Source organism: uncultured Nocardioides sp., assembly GCF_947489365.1.
Taxonomy (GTDB): domain Bacteria; phylum Actinomycetota; class Actinomycetes; order Propionibacteriales; family Nocardioidaceae; genus Nocardioides.
In genome coordinates, this window is sequence record NZ_CANLDB010000007.1 from 117,745 (window position 1) to 134,635 (window position 16,891).

General features: G+C 69.8%; 16 protein-coding genes and 1 pseudogene. 10 read left to right on the top strand and 7 right to left on the bottom strand.

Annotated features, from left to right (window positions below):
* Both Q0858_RS17770 and Q0858_RS17775 read right to left on the bottom strand, forming a co-directional pair.
* Positions 1-657: a SatD family protein gene (locus Q0858_RS17770; protein WP_299057296.1), complete on the bottom strand. Its 657-nt coding sequence runs from the start codon at positions 655-657 to the stop codon at positions 1-3.
* A gap of 38 nt (positions 658-695) precedes the next feature.
* On the bottom strand, positions 696-1,124 hold the full coding sequence (locus Q0858_RS17775; RefSeq protein WP_299057298.1) for an RDD family protein: 429 nt from the start codon (positions 1,122-1,124) through the stop codon (positions 696-698).
* Positions 1,125-1,285: 161 nt separating this feature from the next.
* Between Q0858_RS17775 and glnA the strand changes: the two genes are divergently transcribed.
* Complete coding sequence (glnA, locus tag Q0858_RS17780) at positions 1,286-2,707, top strand: type I glutamate--ammonia ligase (protein WP_299057299.1); 1,422 nt, start codon at positions 1,286-1,288, stop codon at positions 2,705-2,707.
* A gap of 83 nt (positions 2,708-2,790) precedes the next feature.
* Here glnA and Q0858_RS17785 read toward each other — a convergent pair whose 3' ends face one another.
* Both Q0858_RS17785 and Q0858_RS17790 read right to left on the bottom strand, forming a co-directional pair.
* A complete protein-coding gene (locus tag Q0858_RS17785) occupies positions 2,791-3,180 on the bottom strand; it encodes a PIN domain-containing protein (RefSeq protein ID WP_299057301.1) in 390 nt (129 codons plus the stop codon).
* Positions 3,177-3,431 carry a hypothetical protein gene (locus Q0858_RS17790; protein WP_299057304.1) on the bottom strand — a complete coding sequence of 85 codons (255 nt, stop codon included), beginning with the start codon at positions 3,429-3,431 and terminating at the stop codon, positions 3,177-3,179. Before Q0858_RS17790 ends, Q0858_RS17785 begins: the two co-directional genes overlap by 4 nt.
* A gap of 170 nt (positions 3,432-3,601) precedes the next feature.
* Between Q0858_RS17790 and Q0858_RS17795 the strand changes: the two genes are divergently transcribed.
* From Q0858_RS17795 to Q0858_RS17810, 4 genes are all read left to right on the top strand, one after another.
* Positions 3,602-5,044 carry a suppressor of fused domain protein gene (locus tag Q0858_RS17795; RefSeq protein WP_299057306.1) on the top strand — a complete coding sequence of 481 codons (1,443 nt, stop codon included), beginning with the start codon at positions 3,602-3,604 and terminating at the stop codon, positions 5,042-5,044.
* A 57-nt stretch (positions 5,045-5,101) separates the two neighbouring features.
* The gene (locus Q0858_RS17800) at positions 5,102-5,350 is read left to right on the top strand and encodes a type II toxin-antitoxin system Phd/YefM family antitoxin (protein ID WP_299057308.1); all 249 of its coding nucleotides are present in this window, start codon (positions 5,102-5,104) and stop codon (positions 5,348-5,350) included.
* Positions 5,347-5,748, top strand: coding sequence for a PIN domain-containing protein (locus tag Q0858_RS17805; protein WP_299057310.1), 402 nt, complete (start codon positions 5,347-5,349; stop codon positions 5,746-5,748). The genes Q0858_RS17800 and Q0858_RS17805 overlap by 4 nt, the downstream gene beginning before the upstream one ends.
* A gap of 167 nt (positions 5,749-5,915) precedes the next feature.
* Positions 5,916-6,332 (top strand): thioesterase family protein, encoded by a 417-nt coding sequence (locus Q0858_RS17810; RefSeq protein ID WP_299057312.1) that lies wholly within the window; start codon positions 5,916-5,918, stop codon positions 6,330-6,332.
* Positions 6,333-6,412: 80 nt separating this feature from the next.
* Here Q0858_RS17810 and Q0858_RS17815 read toward each other — a convergent pair whose 3' ends face one another.
* Positions 6,413-7,240: an Ltp family lipoprotein gene (locus Q0858_RS17815; protein WP_299057315.1), complete on the bottom strand. Its 828-nt coding sequence runs from the start codon at positions 7,238-7,240 to the stop codon at positions 6,413-6,415.
* A gap of 135 nt (positions 7,241-7,375) precedes the next feature.
* Positions 7,376-7,573: pseudogene (locus Q0858_RS21560) on the bottom strand (DUF2510 domain-containing protein); the annotation flags it as partial.
* 82 nt (positions 7,574-7,655) lie between these two features.
* On the opposite strand from Q0858_RS21560, the gene Q0858_RS17820 reads away from it, so the two are divergent.
* The 3 genes from Q0858_RS17820 to Q0858_RS17830 all read left to right on the top strand — a co-directional run bounded on the left by Q0858_RS17820 (position 7,656) and on the right by Q0858_RS17830 (position 10,290).
* On the top strand, positions 7,656-8,747 hold the full coding sequence (locus tag Q0858_RS17820; protein WP_299057317.1) for a CobW family GTP-binding protein: 1,092 nt from the start codon (positions 7,656-7,658) through the stop codon (positions 8,745-8,747).
* A gap of 38 nt (positions 8,748-8,785) precedes the next feature.
* Complete coding sequence (locus Q0858_RS17825) at positions 8,786-9,394, top strand: hypothetical protein (protein ID WP_299057319.1); 609 nt, start codon at positions 8,786-8,788, stop codon at positions 9,392-9,394.
* Between the two features lie 107 nt (positions 9,395-9,501).
* Positions 9,502-10,290, top strand: a complete 789-nt coding sequence (locus Q0858_RS17830; RefSeq protein ID WP_299057322.1) for a hypothetical protein — start codon at positions 9,502-9,504, stop codon at positions 10,288-10,290.
* 74 nt (positions 10,291-10,364) lie between these two features.
* On the opposite strand, the gene Q0858_RS17835 is transcribed toward Q0858_RS17830, so the two are convergent.
* Positions 10,365-11,111: a PASTA domain-containing protein gene (locus Q0858_RS17835; protein ID WP_299057325.1), complete on the bottom strand. Its 747-nt coding sequence runs from the start codon at positions 11,109-11,111 to the stop codon at positions 10,365-10,367.
* A gap of 510 nt (positions 11,112-11,621) precedes the next feature.
* Between Q0858_RS17835 and Q0858_RS17840 the strand changes: the two genes are divergently transcribed.
* Positions 11,622-14,675: a DUF3427 domain-containing protein gene (locus Q0858_RS17840; RefSeq protein ID WP_299057327.1), complete on the top strand. Its 3,054-nt coding sequence runs from the start codon at positions 11,622-11,624 to the stop codon at positions 14,673-14,675.
* Positions 14,676-15,033: 358 nt separating this feature from the next.
* Positions 15,034-16,881: a DUF2075 domain-containing protein gene (locus tag Q0858_RS17845; RefSeq protein WP_299057329.1), complete on the top strand. Its 1,848-nt coding sequence runs from the start codon at positions 15,034-15,036 to the stop codon at positions 16,879-16,881.
* The last annotated feature ends 10 nt before the right edge of the window (positions 16,882-16,891 follow it).

Sequence of the window (16,891 nt, forward strand, 5' to 3'; positions counted from 1 at the left end):
TCAGACCTCCTCCAGCAGGTTCTCGGCGGCGACCAGGGCGGTGATGCCGTCGTTGCGGACCCGTTGGGAGACCGCCGAGGCCGAGATCCGCTCGGACTCCGCCAGCTCCAGCTGGGACCGCCCCTCCAGGACGCCGAGCAACAGCCTGCACGAACGCACCGACATCGCCCCGACGACCTGGTCGCGCAGGATGAGCAGCGCCTCCACCAGCGCAGGGTCGGGGCCGGCGGGCAGGGCCACCCGGTACGACGTCCGCCGGTGCCGCAGCCCGGAGCGCTCGGCGTCCGCCTCGACGCCGGTGAGGGCGTCGCGGGCGACCCACCAGGCGGTGCCGTCCTCGATGCCCCGCTCGGCGTCCACGACGCTCACCTCGCCGCGCCCGAGCCCGAACCGGACGTCGCACGACGGGTCGCCGGTCAGCAGCGCCATCCGCAGCCACAGCGTGCAGCGCAGCGCCTGCCCCAGCGACGCGAAGGCGCCCTGGAACTCGTCGCCGACCGTGACCCGCAGCAGCGAGACCGGCGCGAACCGGGCGTTCGCCTCCTCGAGGACGGCGACGACACGACGGTGCAGCGCGGCCCGGTCGGGCGTCGTCCGCGACGCCACGAGGTCGGCGATCACCACCACGGCCGGTGAAGCCTCAGGCTGCACATCCATCTGATGAAGATATCACCTTCATCGGAGTCAGATGAAGATCAGGACTTCACCAGACGGACGGTGCGGGTGCCGGCGGCAAGGTCGTGGAGCCCGCGGCCGTCGTCCTTGAACACCAGCGGCGGGATCACCAGCGCCACCAGCGCCTGCCGCGCGAGCAGCCGCAGCGGGTTGACCATCGCCCCCACCGTCGCGCCCGCCCCGGACGGGATCGTGCGCAGGCCGGTGACGAGCTTGCCGAACGAGCCGCCCGCGAGCGCGGTCAGCAGCGAGGACTCCGCCACGAACACCAGCAGCGTCAGCAGGCCCGGCAGCTGCTCACCGCTGCGGTAGTAGCGGTCGACCCCGACGAACGCGACGACGGCCAGCGTCGAGGCGATCCAGTCGACCAGCAGGGCGACCATGCGGCGCGGCCAGCTCGCGTACGTCGGGTCGACGGTCCCGGTCGGCTCCGCGGCCTGCTTGCTCACCCCTCGAGGCTAGCCAGCGGCCCCAGCGGCACGCCGTCCAGGGCGCGGTGAGTCCTGTTACACGCACGAAACAATCGGGATACGGTCAAGAAATCGCGCGTCCCTAGGTTGGGACCATCCCGCAGCAACCCCACACGGCCGCCCGCGGCCCAGGAGGATGAATGTTCGAGTCCAGCGAGGACCTGCTGAAGTACATCAAGGACGAGGGCGTCGAGATGGTCGACGTTCGCTTCTGCGATCTGCCCGGCATCATGCAGCACTTCACCGTCCCGGTCTCCTCGTTCGACCAGTCGGTCTTCGACGACGGCCTCGGCTTCGACGGGTCCTCGATCCGTGGCTTCCAGGCCATCAACGAGTCCGACATGCAGCTGTTCCCGGACCCGACGTCGGCGTACATCGACCCGTTCCGCACGGCGAAGACGCTGAACGTCAACTTCTTCATCCACGACCCGATCACGGGCGAGGCCTACTCGCGCGACCCGCGCAACATCGCGCGCAAGGCGCTGGCCTACCTGGCGAGCACGGGCATCGGCGACACGGCGTACTTCGCCCCGGAGGCCGAGTTCTACATCTTCGACTCGGTGCGCTACTCGACCGACGCGAACGAGGGCTTCTACCACATCGACTCGGTCGAGGGCTGGTGGAACTCGGGCAAGGAGGGTGACGACAACCTCGGCTACAAGACCCGCCTGAAGGGCGGCTACTTCCCGGTCGAGCCGTACGACCACTACTCCGACCTGCGGGCCGTGATGGTGAAGAACCTGGAGTCCTCCGGTCTCCACGTCGAGCGCGCCCACCACGAGGTCGGCACCGCCGGGCAGTCGGAGATCAACTACAAGTTCGACACCCTGCTCAAGGCCGCCGACGACGTCATGAAGTTCAAGTACCTCGTCAAGAACACCGCGTGGGCGGCCGGCAAGTCCGTCACGTTCATGCCCAAGCCGATCTTCGGTGACAACGGCTCCGGCATGCACGTGCACCAGTCGATCTGGAACGAGGGCTCGCCCCTGTTCTACGACGAGGCCGGGTACGGCGGCCTGTCCGACATGGCGCGCTGGTACATCGGCGGCATCCTCAAGCACGCCCCGTCGCTGCTGGCGTTCACCAACCCGACGGTGAACTCCTACCACCGCCTGGTGCCGGGCTACGAGGCCCCGATCTCGCTGGTCTACTCCTCGCGCAACCGGTCCGCCTCGGTCCGGATCCCGATCACCGGGTCCAACCCCAAGGCCAAGCGCATCGAGGCCCGCTTCCCCGACCCGTCGGCGAACCCCTACCTCGCCTTCAGCGCGCTCCTGCTCGCCGGCATCGACGGGATCAAGAACAAGATCGAGCCCCCGGCGCCCGTCGACAAGGACATCTACGAGCTGCCGCCGGACGAGATGGCCGAGATCGACCAGGTCCCGACCTCCCTGGGCGCCGTCCTCGACGCCCTCGAGGCCGACCACGAGTTCCTCCTCGTGGGCAACGTCTTCACCCCCGACCTGATCGAGACCTGGATCGACTTCAAGCGCACCAACGAGATCGCGCCCGTGCAGCTGCGCCCGCACCCGCACGAGTTCGAGCTCTACTACGACATCTGAGCCACGTCGTACGACGACCGCCGGTCCCCGCTCTGGGGGCCGGCGGTTTCGTCGTCCGCGGCCCGGGCCGGTCGCGGGACCGGTCAGCGCACCCGCACCTCGACGTCGTGCCCGACCGTGCGGGCGAGCCGCTCGTCGCGCGTGAGCAGCGGGCACCCCAGCGCCTCGGCCAGGGCGAGGTACGCGGCGTCGTACGCGCTCACGTTCGCCCGCAGGGAGTACGACCGCGACCGCAGCTCCGCCGCGCTGGGCCAGGTCGTGACCGGGAGCGCGTCGTAGTCCGCGAGCACGTCACGACCCCTGGCCTCGCTGAGATGGCCTCCCAGGGTCAGCCCACGCACGGCCGAGACCACCTCGTAGTCGAGGAGGGACGGCGCGTGCAGGTCGCCCACCGACAGCTCGTCACGCAGGCCGTCGCTGCCCTCGACCCTGGTCAGCGCGTCGACGAGAGCCGCGCAGTCGACGACGATCACGCCGTACGACGACCAGGGTCGTCGTCACGCTCCGACCTCGCGGCGGCGACCGCACCCAGCGCCGAGGCCGTGGCCCGCTCATCGCGGCGGGCGGCCCTGTCGAGGACCTCGGCCACGGTCGGGCGAGAGACCTCGCGCCGGATCAGTCCGAGCATGTACGCGTTCAGCGACAGACCCTGCGCCGCGGCACGGGCCTTGAGCTGGCGGCGTTCCTCGTCCGGGACGTCCCTGACCTGCAGCAATGACCCCATGCACCCAGAGTAGCTCTTAATACATCCATTCTGCATTGATTCGTGCTCCGTTGCCGCTGGGTCGTGGGGAAGGCGGCCGTCGCACGTTTCGCACTGACGAAAGCGAGGAACGAGTGCGCCAACCCCCGTGACAACCCACGGATGACCCCGGACGACTCGGAGCCGACACGATGACGTACGACGAGAGTGATCCGACCGACCCCACCCCACCGGGGCGACGGCCGGTGCCCCGCGACGAGCTCCGGCGTACGGCGTGGCTCGCGCACCTGCGGTCCCACCTCGGACCGGAGGCTGTCGTGCTCTGCGAGCGCGCCAGCCTGGACGTCCACCTCGACCTGGTGGTGTTCCCTCCGTCGCCGGACCGGACCTTCGTCACCGTGGTCACCTCCGGGATGGCCGACGTACCGACGAGCGGCTCGCCGTCGGCCGCGGGCGAGGAGGCTCCCCGGGTGGAGCTGGCGATCGCCGTACCCCTGGGGTGGCCGGGGCTGGACCCGCTCGCGGCGGATCCGCTGCACGACGAGGCGAACTACTGGCCGCTGCGAGTCCTGAAGCTCGTCGCCCGGCTGCCCGGCGACAGCGGCACGGACCTCCGGTGGGGTGACACCGTCGGCCGGCTCGAGTCGCTCTACCCGGCCGGGACGCCGTTCTCGGGCGCGGTGCTCGGCCCGCCGGTCGGCCTGCCGCCCGCGATCACGGGCCACGACTCCCCCCCGGGCCGGACGCTGCTGCTGGCGGTGTTCCCCACCACCCCGAGCGAGATGGACTACCGCACCAGCCTCCCCGGGGGCGGGGACTCACTCCTGGAGCGGCTCCTCGGGGCCGGGGTGTCGATGGCGGTGAACCCCGCCCGCCCTCCGGCGGTGGCGGCACCGCCGTACGCCTTGCACGTGCTGTACGACCGCGTGCCCGCCCACCTCGGGGAGGTGCTCGAGCCCGTGGTCCCGAACTACGCGGCGCGGCTCGCCGAGGAGGGGCGCGCGGAGGCGGTGTTCCCACCCGAGCCCAGCGACCGGCTCCCCCAGGTGCGGATGCGGGTCGGCCCGCGGCTGGACCCCGCGCTCCTGGCCGACCACGTGGCCGACGACCCGGCGCTCACCGCCGTCGTGGACGAGCACTGGGCGACTGTGACCCTGTTCCTGGAGGGCGAGGTGGACCCCGACGACCTGCCGACGAGCCCGTACTCGTTCGCGAAGCAGCTCGCCGAGGCGCCCGGGCCCACGGCGGTGTGGCTGCCGCACCAGCGGCGGGTGCTGAGCGCGGCCGACTACGTGCGCGCCACCGACGCCGAGCCCATCACCCTGGCGTCGGTGCACGAGACCACCACCCCCGAGGGCGGGCCGGCCGCCCGCACCCACGGCCTGGCGGCGGTGGGCGGACGCGAGATCTGGTTCGACGAGCCCGGGATGACGGGCCCGAGCGCCGTCAAGCGCGTCACCGCCATGCTGGACGGCGGCGGGGACGGCGAGCTGCCACGACCCGGCGACCAGGTCCGCTACGGCTTCACCCGCTACGGCCTCACCGAGGGCACCGTGCCCGGGACCGGCGAGCCCGTACTGGTGATGGCTGAAGAGCCGAAGGGGAGGCGCAGGCTGTTCGGTCGCCAGGCCTGACCCCGGGGCCCGGCAGCAGCCCGTAGACGTGCGTAGACATTTCGCTAGACTCGGGGCATGAAGACCATCACCGTCGGTCAGCTGCGGCAGAACCCCACCCAGATGCTGTCCGACGTCGAGTCCGGCGAGACGTACACCGTCACCCGGCACGACCACGAGATCGCCCGGGTCGTCCCCCTCGACCACGGGGTCGGCGCCCGTCCACGCAGGAGCGCCTCGGGTTCGAGGCTCGCGCAGCTCCCCCGCCACGAGCTTCGTACGGCGGCGAGCATCGACGAGCTCCTCGCCGAGGAACGCGACCGGTGACGGTGTTCCACCTCGACTCGTCCGTGGCCCTGCGCGCCCTGCTCGGCCACTCCCGGTCGGCCGCGCTGTGGATCGACGAGGTCAGCGCGGACGACCGTCACGAGCTGACGTCCTCCCGACTCCTGCGGACGGAGCTGACCCGGGTGCTCCGACGCGAGGGCCTTCCGGTCTCGCTCCGCGACGAGGTGCTCGACGTCGTGTCCCTCGTCCCACTCACGGAGTCGACGCTCGCCGCTGCTGAAGCCATCGAACCGCACGTCAAGACCCTCGACGCGCTCCACCTCGGATCCATCATCGCTCGGGGTGGGGACGTCACGGTGGTCACGCACGACGACGGGATGAAGAGCGCCGCAGCACGACTGGGGTACGACTGCCTGGACCCCGTCGATGCCGACTGACGTGTCTCGCCGGTCGCCAGCGGGGCCGGGACCCTCGAACGATCCGACCAGGTCAACCGATCGCGCCGGCCGCATCGTGGTAGCTGCCGTGGAGGTCGACGAGCGGCCCACGATCGAGCCGGCGGACGGTCGCTCGCCGACGTGCGCCGACGTGCAGCGAGGGCGCCGTGCCGTCCGGCTCTGACACCCCGGTCTGGCGGGCGCCGGTGCGGTACGTCGAGTGCGACCAGCAGGGCGTGGTCTTCAACGCCCACTACCTCACCTGGGCCGACGAGGCGTCGATGGCGTGGTACGCCGACGTCGTCGGCCTGGCCGCCACCGACCACGCCGCGATGGTCGAGGCGCTGATGGTGAAGACCAGCACGCTCGAGTGGTTCTCGGGCGCCCGCTGGGGCGAGACCGTGGAGGTGCACGTCGACGCCCTGTCGCTGGGCCGCAGCTCGCTGGTCCTCCGGTTCACCATCACGGCCGAGGGTCGCCCCTGCTGCGTCGTCGAGACCACCTACGTGTGGACGGCTGACGGTCGGTCCGCCCCCTGGCCCGAGCACCTCAGAGCGGCGGTCGGGGCACACCTCGAGCCGTAGCTCCGCACTCTCCGAGATCTGGCGCGGGGACCGGTCCGGTGACGCCGCCCGGCGGTCGGGGCATCGGCTGGGCCAAGGCGTCAGAGACCGACCTGGTCCACCGCGTACGTCGCCTCCTCGACGGTGAACTGGGAGCCGTACGGGCTCGACAGCTGGTCGATGAGCCCCTGCCGCGAGAAGGATTGGAAGTCGAGGTAGGACCGTGCCGACCTGACCGCCTGCCTGTTCCAGTCGGCTCCGACCGCGTCGACGGCCCAGGTGGCGTTGGCCACCTCGTAGCCGTCCGCGTACTCCGAGGACAGCTGGTCGATCAGCCCCTGGCGCGAGAACCCCTGGAAGTCGAGGTAGGACTCGGCCGAGTCCAGGGCGTTGCTCATGGCCAGCGTGATCTTCGACCGCGTCCCGTCCGCCGGGAAGGCGTCGACGGCGTTCGCGACGCCGTCCCCGTCGTCGTCCACGCTATACCGGGCGTCGCGGGGGAAGGCGTCGACGCGGTCGGCGACCCCGTCGCCGTCGCCGTCGGTCGTGAACGCCGGGTCGTTAGGGAAGTCGTCCTGGTAGTCCGCGACGCCGTCCCCGTCGGTGTCGACGTCGTCGGCGGAGGCGATGTCGGCGTTCCTCGGGGCGTAGTCGTCCTCGTCCGTCACGCCGTCGCCGTCCGTGTCGACGGGCTCGGGCTCCTCCTCGTCGACGGCCTCGGCCTCCTCCTCGTCGCCCGGAGCCACGACCTTGTCCTCCACGGAGGAGGACGCCGTGGTCGAGGCCGTGCCGCTCCCCTGCTCACCTCCGGCGACCGCGCCGGCGGCCCCGATCACGACGAGCAGCAGGACGGCTCCGACGGCGCTGCTCAGCACCTTGTGGCGCAGGACCCAGCTCGGCTGCGGCGACGCGTGACCCCCGACCGTCACCTGGAACGGTGTGGGGTGCGTGAAGGGCGGAGGCATCGGCCGGCCGCCGGGCGCCACCCGACCCCGGGCGTCGTACGGACCGGGTCCGGGTGCGACGTACGACGGAGGGCCGGCGTGCGCCCCTGGCCCACCCCCAGCGGCAGGCCTGGTCTGCGGGGTCCACCGGACACCGTCCCAGTAGCGCTGCAGCCCGCGGACCTGCTGGTCCGGGTACCACCCGGCGGGCGGCGGTGGTGGCGGTGCGTGGTGGTCGTGCACGGTCGGACCTCTCCCCCTGCGGCTCGACCCGTGCGAGCACGCCGCGTGACCGTAACCGCGCACTCGCCACGACACACCAGGCTTGCCGATTTGTTGCAGAGAGCAACTGATACTCCGACCCGGCAGCCGTGTGCGTCCCGCTGGCTACGATGCGCCGGTGCCGACGCCCCACCCGCCCCGACGGGTGCCGGTGGTCGCCCTGACCGGCCACCTGGGCGCGGGCAAGACCACGGTGCTCAACCACCTGCTGCTGCACCCCGGCGCCCGGGTGGGCGTCATCGTCAACGACTTCGGCGAGATCAACGTCGACGCCGGGCTCATCAGCGGCCAGGTCGGGGACGTCGGGTCGATCGCCGGTGGCTGCGTCTACTGCCTCGAGGGCGGCGACGACCTCGACGCGGCGCTGGAGCAGCTCGTCGACCCCCGCCTGCGCCTCGACGTGGTCGTCGTCGAGGCCAGCGGCATCGCGGAGCCGGCCTCCCTGGCGCGGATGCTGCGCTACAGCGGTGTCGAGCGGGTCCGGCTCGGCGGGGTGGTCGAGGTCGTCGACGCGGTGAACGACGACGCCCTGCTCGGCGCCGCGGTCCCGCCCGCCCGCTTCGCCGCCGCCACCCTTGTCGTCCTCAACAAGGCCGACCTGCTCCCCTCCGACGCCCGGGAGGAACGCCTCACCCGCCTCGAGGACCGGATCCGGGAGGTGAACCCCGCCGTCCACGTCGTCCGGACCTCCCGGGGCCACCTCGACCCGACGCTGGTCTTCGACGCCGCCGCGGGCACCCTCGGCGCGACGCCGGAGGACCCGGAGGGCCAGCTCCCGATCGAGGCCCTCCTCCGTGAGGCGCAGGAGGAGCGTCGCGCCCGGCGCCGGTCGGCCGGGGCCGACCGCGACGACCACGCGCACGACGACCACCACCACGCCGCGTCGGTGGCCGTCCGCACCACCGGGCCCGTCGACCCCCACGCCCTGGTCGCCCTGCTGGAGGACCCACCGCCCGGCGCCTACCGCCTCAAGGGCACCGTGGCCGTCGAGACCGGCCGCTCCCGGCGCGGGTACGTCGCCCACGTGGTCGGCCGCCACGTCCACGTCCTGCCGGCCACCGCCCCCGACAGCTCGGAGATGGTCGCCATCGGGGTCGGCCTCGACACCACGGCCGCCCGGGAGCGCCTCGAACGCGCCCTGGCCCCCGCGGGCCGCTGCGACGCGGACGGCTATCGCACCCTCGAGCGCCTGCGCCGCCTCAGCGAGTAGCCGCGGGCCGGCGTACGACGGATGGCAGGCTCGTCCTCGTGACCCGCGGCGCCCGGAGGACCCTCGCCGGCCTCCTGCTGCTCGCCGTCACCGTCGTGCTCGGCGGGTGCGCGGACGACACCACGCGGGCGGCCGACCTCGGCTGGTACCGCCCGGATCCGGGGCAGCGATGGTGCGACGTCCTCACCGACGCGCAGGTGGAGCGCCTGGCACCACCCGGCGCGTCGGGCCCCTGGCAGAGCCCGCCAGTCCCCGGGGACGCCGGGTCCTGGGACTGCACCGTCGCGCCCGACCTCGACGGCCGGGACGGCACGGGCGAGACCAGTCCCAGCCTTGTGAGCCTGACCTCGCGCCTCTACCCGCCGCGTACGCCGGCGGTCGTCGCCGCCGGCAACTACTCGCCCGTCGACGAAGGACTCGAGGGCGAGCTGATCCCGCGAGGCGGCGGGCTGCACACGGCCGAGCACCTGGGCCTGTACGTGCTGCGCCGCCCGTGCGGCCCCGCTCGCGGCGGGGAGGTCCCCGACGACCTCGAGGTGCGGATGTTCCTCACCCCCGACCGGCTCCCCGCGGGCGAGTCGGTCGACGTCCTCCGACGCGCCTGGGACCTTGCCGCACCGACCCACCACTGCCCGCCCACTGACTGACCACACGGGCCTATGAAGGCCGTCGGGTTTCGCCGATCAGGCTCGGGGGTGGCGGGGGCAGTAGCGTGGGGATAGTGGTGTCTTTTGATGAGGTCCGACCGTTCCATGTGACTCGAGCCCTGCGGGAGTACGACGAGCTCGGTGGTGACGAGTTCCTCGCGAAGTACGGCTTCGGGCGTGCGACGGACTACCTCCTCACGCACGAGGGCCAGGACTACGACTCCAAGGCCGTGCTCGGCGCCGCCCAGGGCTTCGCGACGGGCACACCCGCCACCGCCGAGGAGTTCAGCGGCGGCCGCACGGGCGCCGCACGGGTCCTGCGGGACCTCGGCTTCGAGGTCACCGACTCGTCCTCGCGGGACAGCGACGACGTCGACCCGGCGGAGGCCCGCGAGGTCTGGGCCGCCGCCGCGCGGGACGCCCTGATCGAGGTCGCGAAGCGCTACCAGGCAGTCATCACCTACAGCGAGCTCGCCACGCAGGTGCAGCGTCGCTCCGGGGTGACGACCAAGCAGCCGATGCGCCGCTGGATCGGAGACGTCCTGCTCGAGGTCGCCCGGGACAACACCGAGCGGTCCGAGCCCGCCCTCATGGCGCTCGCCGTGGACGGCAAGGGACAGGTCGGGCGCGGTTACGCGACCGCCGTGGAGACCACGACCGGCGAGACGCTGGCCGTCGAGGACACCGACGACCACGCCGCCCAGCAGCGGCTGGAGTGCCACCGCCACTTCGAGGCCGTCGACCTCCCCTCGAACGGTGGCCGGGCGGCCCTCACGCCCCAGGTCGCGCGGGCGCGGGCGGCCCTGACGCCGAGCCGCGCGGACCGCGCCCCCGACGTGTGCCCCACCTGCAACATGGCCCTGCCCGGGACCGGGGTCTGCGACAACTGCGGCTGAGCTCGGCCGGGGTGCCGGCCTAGCTCCGGTTGTGCCCCAGCGAGCGGGCGTGCAGCACTCCTTCGGACCAGCAATCAGGTCTCACAGGCGACGCCGTCACCGTCGTTGTCCAGCTCGTACGGATCGGACCCTTCGATGTAGACGGGACCATCGATGTAACCGGGCCCGTCTCCCTCGCCGCCAGCACAGTCGTAGTCCGTCATCGGCGCCAAGCACGGGTCGTATCCGGAGGTGCAGTCCTCAGGCGGCTCGCTTGGCTCGGGCGCCGGCGCCACGAGGTCGAGCACCACCACGTCGATGAACGCGTTCGGCGCGACACGGCGGCCGGCCCGGGGGCTCTGCCGCAGGATCGACCCGTCAGCTCCGGAGGTTCTCTCCTCAGAGGTCACACGGACACGGAACCCGGCCTCGCGCAAGATGCGGCGCGCTTCTGCCTCCGACCGGCCGCCCACGACAGGAACCTTGGGATACGGAGCTGCCACGAGCAGCTTGATTGCGCTGCCGGGCAAGAGCGGCGTTCCAGCGCGCTTGCCCTGACGGATGACCGTTCCCCGCGCCTCAGCAGAGGGCACTCGCACAATAGTCTTCACCGTCAGGCCAGCGGCCACCAGCAATTCCTCAGCCTCGTCCCGAGGGGTTCCGACGAGAGCCGGCACGTCGACCTTCGTCGGCTCACTGGGCGTGGGTTCGGCCGACGGGGCGGACTCAGTCGGCGACTCAGACGAAGGCGTGGCGACCTCAGCCTGTGCCGGGGCCTCGTCTGGTGTCGGCTCTCCCGAGAAACCAGCGGCAAAGATAAGCACCACAGCCAGGACCGTCATGGTCACTCGAACGGCCGTTGAGGCCCCTGGGCGGCGCCACAGACCTACCAGGCCAACAGGCATGCACAAAACCAGCGTGGGGACAATGAACCACCAGGTCTGCCACCACTTCACCCGCCGGCGACTCGCTACTGACGGCCACCTGCTGTCAGGCGGTCCGCCCCACTGGGGCGGGCGCTGACCCTGCATACCGCTCACAAGCAGACCGCCTTGACGTCGGATCTACGCAAACGGGTAACGGTCACACACCTGACCGCAGTCCAAACCAACGACATAAGCATCGCACCCGATCTCCCGCTATACCCCTCCCGCGGACACGCGCCGACGCGGTGAGTGGCCGTGATCGGCACCCGAGGCTCCGTCAGTATTGGGGGTCATCAGTTGCATCCACAGGGGCTGTGGCCGACTTGTGACAAAGCTTCCGCTGGGCGTTGGGCAGCTGGGCCAGCCTGAATCGATGGCCCCCGACGTTGTCGCTCGAATGCATCATTGGTCTGACAAGCTTCCTCGGTGGATGAGGGCCTTTACGACGACGTACTGACCAGCGAACTGGCGGCCCGGCTAAGAGATCTGTCGGACCTCGAGATCGACCGGGCGAAGGTTGACGACGCCGACGCCGCGCACATTCTCGCCCGGTACCTCGCCGAGACCGTTGAACGGCGACTCTCAGCGGTGAAGGATCCAGAACGTCGGTTGGCACTTGCTAACGACGTGCTCGCGGCAGTTGGTGCCGCGACCGACATCCCGGCCCCTCTCGAGCAACTGCATGCTGTACGCCGACCCGACCGGCCAGGTCACATCGGTCGCTACCGCCAGCGCCCGAGTACGCCCTTGAATGACCCAGCCCTGTTGACCAACGCGCACGGTGAGCCGAGCCTTGCTGCAGAGCTCAAGGCGGAGATTGGGTCGGCCGACTCCATCGACCTCCTGTGCGCTTTCGTGATGTGGCGCGGACTCCGCCTTCTGGAGAAGCCACTCCTTGATGCCCGCGCCGCCGGCGTGCCCATCCGCGTGCTGACGACGACGTACATCGGCGGCACCGAGCGCGAGGCGCTCGACCGGCTAGTGCGCGACTTTGGTGCGGACGTCCGTGTTCAGTACGACGCCGCCCGGACCCGCCTGCATGCCAAGGCGTGGCTGTTCCGCCGCAATTCCGGCTTCAACACCGCCTACGTCGGCTCCTCGAATCTCTCCACCAGCGCCCTCCTCGAAGGTGTCGAGTGGAACGTCCGTCTTTCCCGAGCCGCGACTGGCAGTCTGCTGCAGAAGTTCGAGGCGACGTTCGACTCATACTGGAACGCCGGCGAGTTCGAGACCTACGACCCCGAGCATGACCGCGACCGGCTCGACGATGCCCTCGCGGCGGTGCGGGGTCGGGGCTCGGCACCGTTGAGCTTGGAGATCTCCGGACTCGAGGTTCGGCCCTATCCGTACCAGCAGGAGATTCTCGATGTCCTGGACGCCGAGCGCACCGTGCACGACCGCCACCAGAACCTCGTTGTCGCCGCCACCGGCACTGGTAAGACCGTGGTCGCCGCCCTCGATTATCGTCGACTTCCTGGTCGACCACGCCTCCTCTTCATCGCGCATCGCAAGGAGATTCTCCAGCAGTCACTGCGCACCTACCGCGAGGTACTGAACGATGGTGCCTTCGGCGAGTTGTACGTCGACGGTAAGCGCCCGGAGCGGTGGCAGCACGTCTTCGCTAGCGTTCAGTCTCTCAGCGCCTATGGGGTCGCCAATATCCCCCGGGACGCGTTCGACGTGGTCGTGGTGGACGAGTTCCACCATGCCGCGGCCCGCACGTATCGCGGCATTCTCAACCACCTCTCGCCGGTCGAGTTCCTAGGGCTCACTGCAACTCCCGAGCGCGCTGACGGCACCGACATTCGCTCCTTCTTCGGCGGACGGACCGCGGTCGAGCTCCGGCTCTGGGATGCCCTCGGGGCTGACCTCCTCTGCCCGTTCCACTACTTCGTCATCGCCGACGGCACCGACCTTCGCCGCCTCGGCTGGGTCCAAGGCGGCTACAACTCGGACGAGCTATCGAATCTCTACACCGGCAACGACGCGCGGACGCGAGTCGTGATCACCGAGCTGCGCGACAAGGTGTCGGACGTCAGCTCGATGCGCGCGCTCGGGTTCTGCGTTGGCGTGGAACACGCCCGCTACATGGAGGAGCGGTTCCGTCAGGCCGGCATCCCTGCGCAAGCAGTGAGCGGCGAGACACCCGCAGCCGAGCGAGCACAAGCACTCCTCGACCTTCGCGAGCGCCGACTGAACATTCTGTTCGCCGCCGATCTGTTCAACGAGGGACTCGACATCCCGGACATCGACACTGTCCTCATGCTGCGCCCGACCGAGAGCGCGACGGTCTTCCTGCAGCAGCTGGGGCGCGGCCTCAGGCGCACCCCTGACAAGGCAGTACTGACGGTTCTCGACTTTGTGGGACTGGCTCGCAAGGAGTTCCGCTGGGACCAGCGCCTGCGAGCGCTGACCGGCGACACCCGAGCAGGCATCATCCGACAAGCCGAGAAGGGTTTTCCGTTCTTGCCCTCCGGATGCCAGATCGAACTGGACCGCGAGTCGCAACAGGTCATCTTGGAGAATCTCCGCTCACAAATCTCGAGTCGCTGGTCCCAGATCGTCGCGGAGCTCAGGTCGTACGGCGACCGAGACCTGGACAGTTTCTTGCGCGAGTCGGGGCTCGAGCTCAGCGACGTCCTCCGCAAGGGCAGCCGCTCCTGGACGCAGCTTCAGCGCGATGCTGGCCTCTCCACCGCACCGGGCTCTGACCGGGAGGAGAGGCTTCTGAAGCGGGTGCGGGCGTTCGCTCACGTCGATGACCGCACTCGAGCAATCACTTACCAGCGACTGCTCGCTGACGATGCACCCCCGTACGCGGGAATGACGCTTAGCCAACAGCGAATGGCGCGCATGCTGACCTGGTCGCTCTGGTCAGACGGGGGTGGCTACGGCTCTATCGACGACGCACTGGCATCGCTGCGGGCCGAGGTAGCCACTCGTCGGGAGATCTCCAGTGTCGTTGACTTCTCTTTCGAGGCTTCCCAGCGGGTCACCCTCGATCTGGACGGGCACTTCCGTCAGGTGCCACTTCGGGTCCACGCTCGGTACCAGCGGGAAGAGATCCTCGCTGCGCTTGACTTTCCGCGGTTGCCGAACAGCTTTCGTGAGGGAGTCTGGTACTCCCCCGAGCACGGGGTTGATGTCTTCTTCGTGACGCTGAAGAAGTCGGAGGCCGACTACAGCCCGACGACGATGTACCGCGACTACCCGATCAGTCCCACGCTCTTCCACTGGGAATCGCAGTCGACGACCTCTGTGGGTTCGCCGACAGGGCGCCGATACATCGAAGGCGGGAGCACCGTGCTGATCTTCGCCCGGCATGAGCAGACCGACGAGTTCGGCACCTCGCCCTACCTCTTTCTCGGGCCCGCGACCTACGTCTCGCACACTGGCGACCGGCCCATCGCCTTCACATGGAGACTCGCACACCCTGTCCCCGCAGACTTTTTCACCGCGGCATCGGTTGTCGCGCAGTAGCGGCCGCGCCACCCACCGGGAGAGATGAGTTCGCCTGAGCCATCGTCCGCAGTGGAAACGGCGCTCTGTAGGGCGCGCCCCTCGCTCTTGCCGCTAGAGCGAGGGGCGTGCGGCAGCTCCGGCTGCGAGTGTTGTCCGGCCCAGGCAACCTGCTCCCGGTACCGGTCATCGACGGGCGTGCGTTGTGACATCCGATCGCCAAGTTCAGCTGAGCGCACACACGTCGTGATTGGATTCAGTAGTAATCCGTTCGGCATGACAGTGCGAGTCGAAGGCAGACGAGCCTCCAACCCGGTCGGGAAGTCAGTGATGCCTTCCTGGAGTCGCCGTGCCGTTGTATCGAGGGTCGGTCACCTCAGTGAGCCAGCAGCTACATGCCGGCAGCCTGATCGACCACATGACTGAGCAGTTCAGGTTCACCTACGGGTACCACCCCAACGCCGCGGAGCAGCGATCGTGGGACCGCAGTCTGAGCGTGCTGATGAACGACTTGGCCGACGCGGGTCTGTCCGCGGTCGAGGTCCTGTTGGAGTATCGACTCCCGCTGACGAGCCGCCGCGTCGACGCACTGCTGTGCGGCGTCCACCCCAGGACAAGCGAGACGTCGTACGTCGTCGTCGAGCTGAAGCAGTGGAGTCGCGCGCTGCCCGTCGACGGGACAGACCAGGTCGTCCTCGAGGACGGGCGAGGGCATCGGCTGCACCCTGCAGAGCAGGTCGGTCGGTACTGCGAATACCTCGCCGACTTCAACGCCGGCCTCGAAGGATCGACCCGCCGCCTGGCTGGTGTCGCCTACCTCCACAACGCCACGGACGAGGGCATTGCGGGCCTCTGGTCGGCTGAGACATCCGACCTGCGGCGCATGTTCACGGGCGAGCGGCGCGGAGCCTTCCTCGACTTCCTGCGGTCGCGGCTCAGCCCTGCCTCGGGCGTCGGCGCGGCCGACGACCTGCTCAATGCCGCCGTGAAGCCGAGCAAGCAGCTCTTGGCGCTTGCGGCCCCGGAGATCCAGCAGCGTGAGCAGTTCGTGCTGCTCGACGAGCAACAGGTCGCCTACGCGATGGTGATGCTCGCCGTCGACCAGTCACGGCGCTCCAACCACAAGCAGGTTGTCGTGGTTACCGGCGGGCCGGGAAGTGGCAAGAGCGTCATCGCCCTGAGCCTGCTGGGCGAGCTCGCCAGGCGGGGCCGAACGGCACTGCACGCCACGGGGTCGAGCGCGTTCACCCAGTCGCTGCGAAAGATCGCCGGGCACCGGGCGCCGCGCGTGAAGGCGCTCTTCAAGTACTACAACCAGTTCATCGATGCCGACAAGAACGGCTTCGACGTCCTCATCAACGACGAGGCCCACCGGGTGAAGGAGACCTCGACCAACCGGTGGACTCCCGCGACCCAGCGGACAGGCAGACCTCAGGTCGAGGAGCTGATCGATGCGGCCAGAGTTCCCGTCTTCCTGCTGGACGAGCACCAGGTCGTCCGGCCGGGCGAGCGAGGCAACGTCCGCGAGATCGTCGGTGCGGCCGAGCGCATGGGCTGCGAGGTGGTGGCCATCGACCTCAACGACCAGTTCCGCTGCGGCGGGAGCCGCGCCTTCGAGGAATGGGTCCTTCGGCTGCTCGGCCTGTCGCCAGGTGGCCCTCTGCCCTGGGCGGGTGACGAGGCGTTCCATCTTGACGTTGCGGGGAGTCCCGAGCAGATGGAGTCGAGGCTCAGGGTCACTCTCGATGAGGGCTACAGCAGCCGCATCTCGGCCGGGTACTGCTGGTCGTGGAGCAAGCCGCAGCTCGACTTCCTGTTCCCCGACGTGCAAATCGGTGACTGGCAGCGCCCGTGGAACAACCCGAAGGAGTCGCGGGTCGGGGATGCTCCCGCTCGGTCGTTCTGGGCGTACGACGACGGCGGGTTCGACCAGGTGGGCTGCATCTACACCGCGCAGGGCTTCGAGTACGACTACTCCGGGGTGATTATCGGCCCGGACCTGGTGTGGCGTCAGGACAGGTGGGTCGCCCGTGCCGAGCACTCGAAAGACAGCCAGGTGCGGAAGGCTGACCCTCCGGCCTTCGACCGAGCCGTGCGGAACACCTACAAGGTCCTGCTCACCCGCGGGATGCGCGGCACCCTCGTCTACTCCACCGACCGTGAGACCCAGGAGATGTTGACGGACCTCGTCGGCGTTCCCACCCGACGCATGGCTGGTCGGGACTAGCGACGCCTGT

Bases quoted from the DNA above. Each gene is read 5' to 3' on its own strand.
- Q0858_RS17800 (WP_299057308.1), top strand. From the start codon at position 5,102: ATGAAGACCATCACCGTCGGTCAGCTGCGGCAGAACCCCACCCAGATG.
- Q0858_RS17795 (WP_299057306.1), top strand. From the start codon at position 3,602: ATGACGTACGACGAGAGTGATCCGACCGACCCCACCCCACCGGGGCGA.
- Q0858_RS17790 (WP_299057304.1), bottom strand. From the start codon at position 3,431: ATGGGGTCATTGCTGCAGGTCAGGGACGTCCCGGACGAGGAACGCCGC.
- Q0858_RS17770 (WP_299057296.1), bottom strand. From the start codon at position 657: ATGGATGTGCAGCCTGAGGCTTCACCGGCCGTGGTGGTGATCGCCGAC.
- glnA (WP_299057299.1), top strand. From the start codon at position 1,286: ATGTTCGAGTCCAGCGAGGACCTGCTGAAGTACATCAAGGACGAGGGC.
- Q0858_RS17835 (WP_299057325.1), bottom strand. From the start codon at position 11,111: ATGACGGTCCTGGCTGTGGTGCTTATCTTTGCCGCTGGTTTCTCGGGA.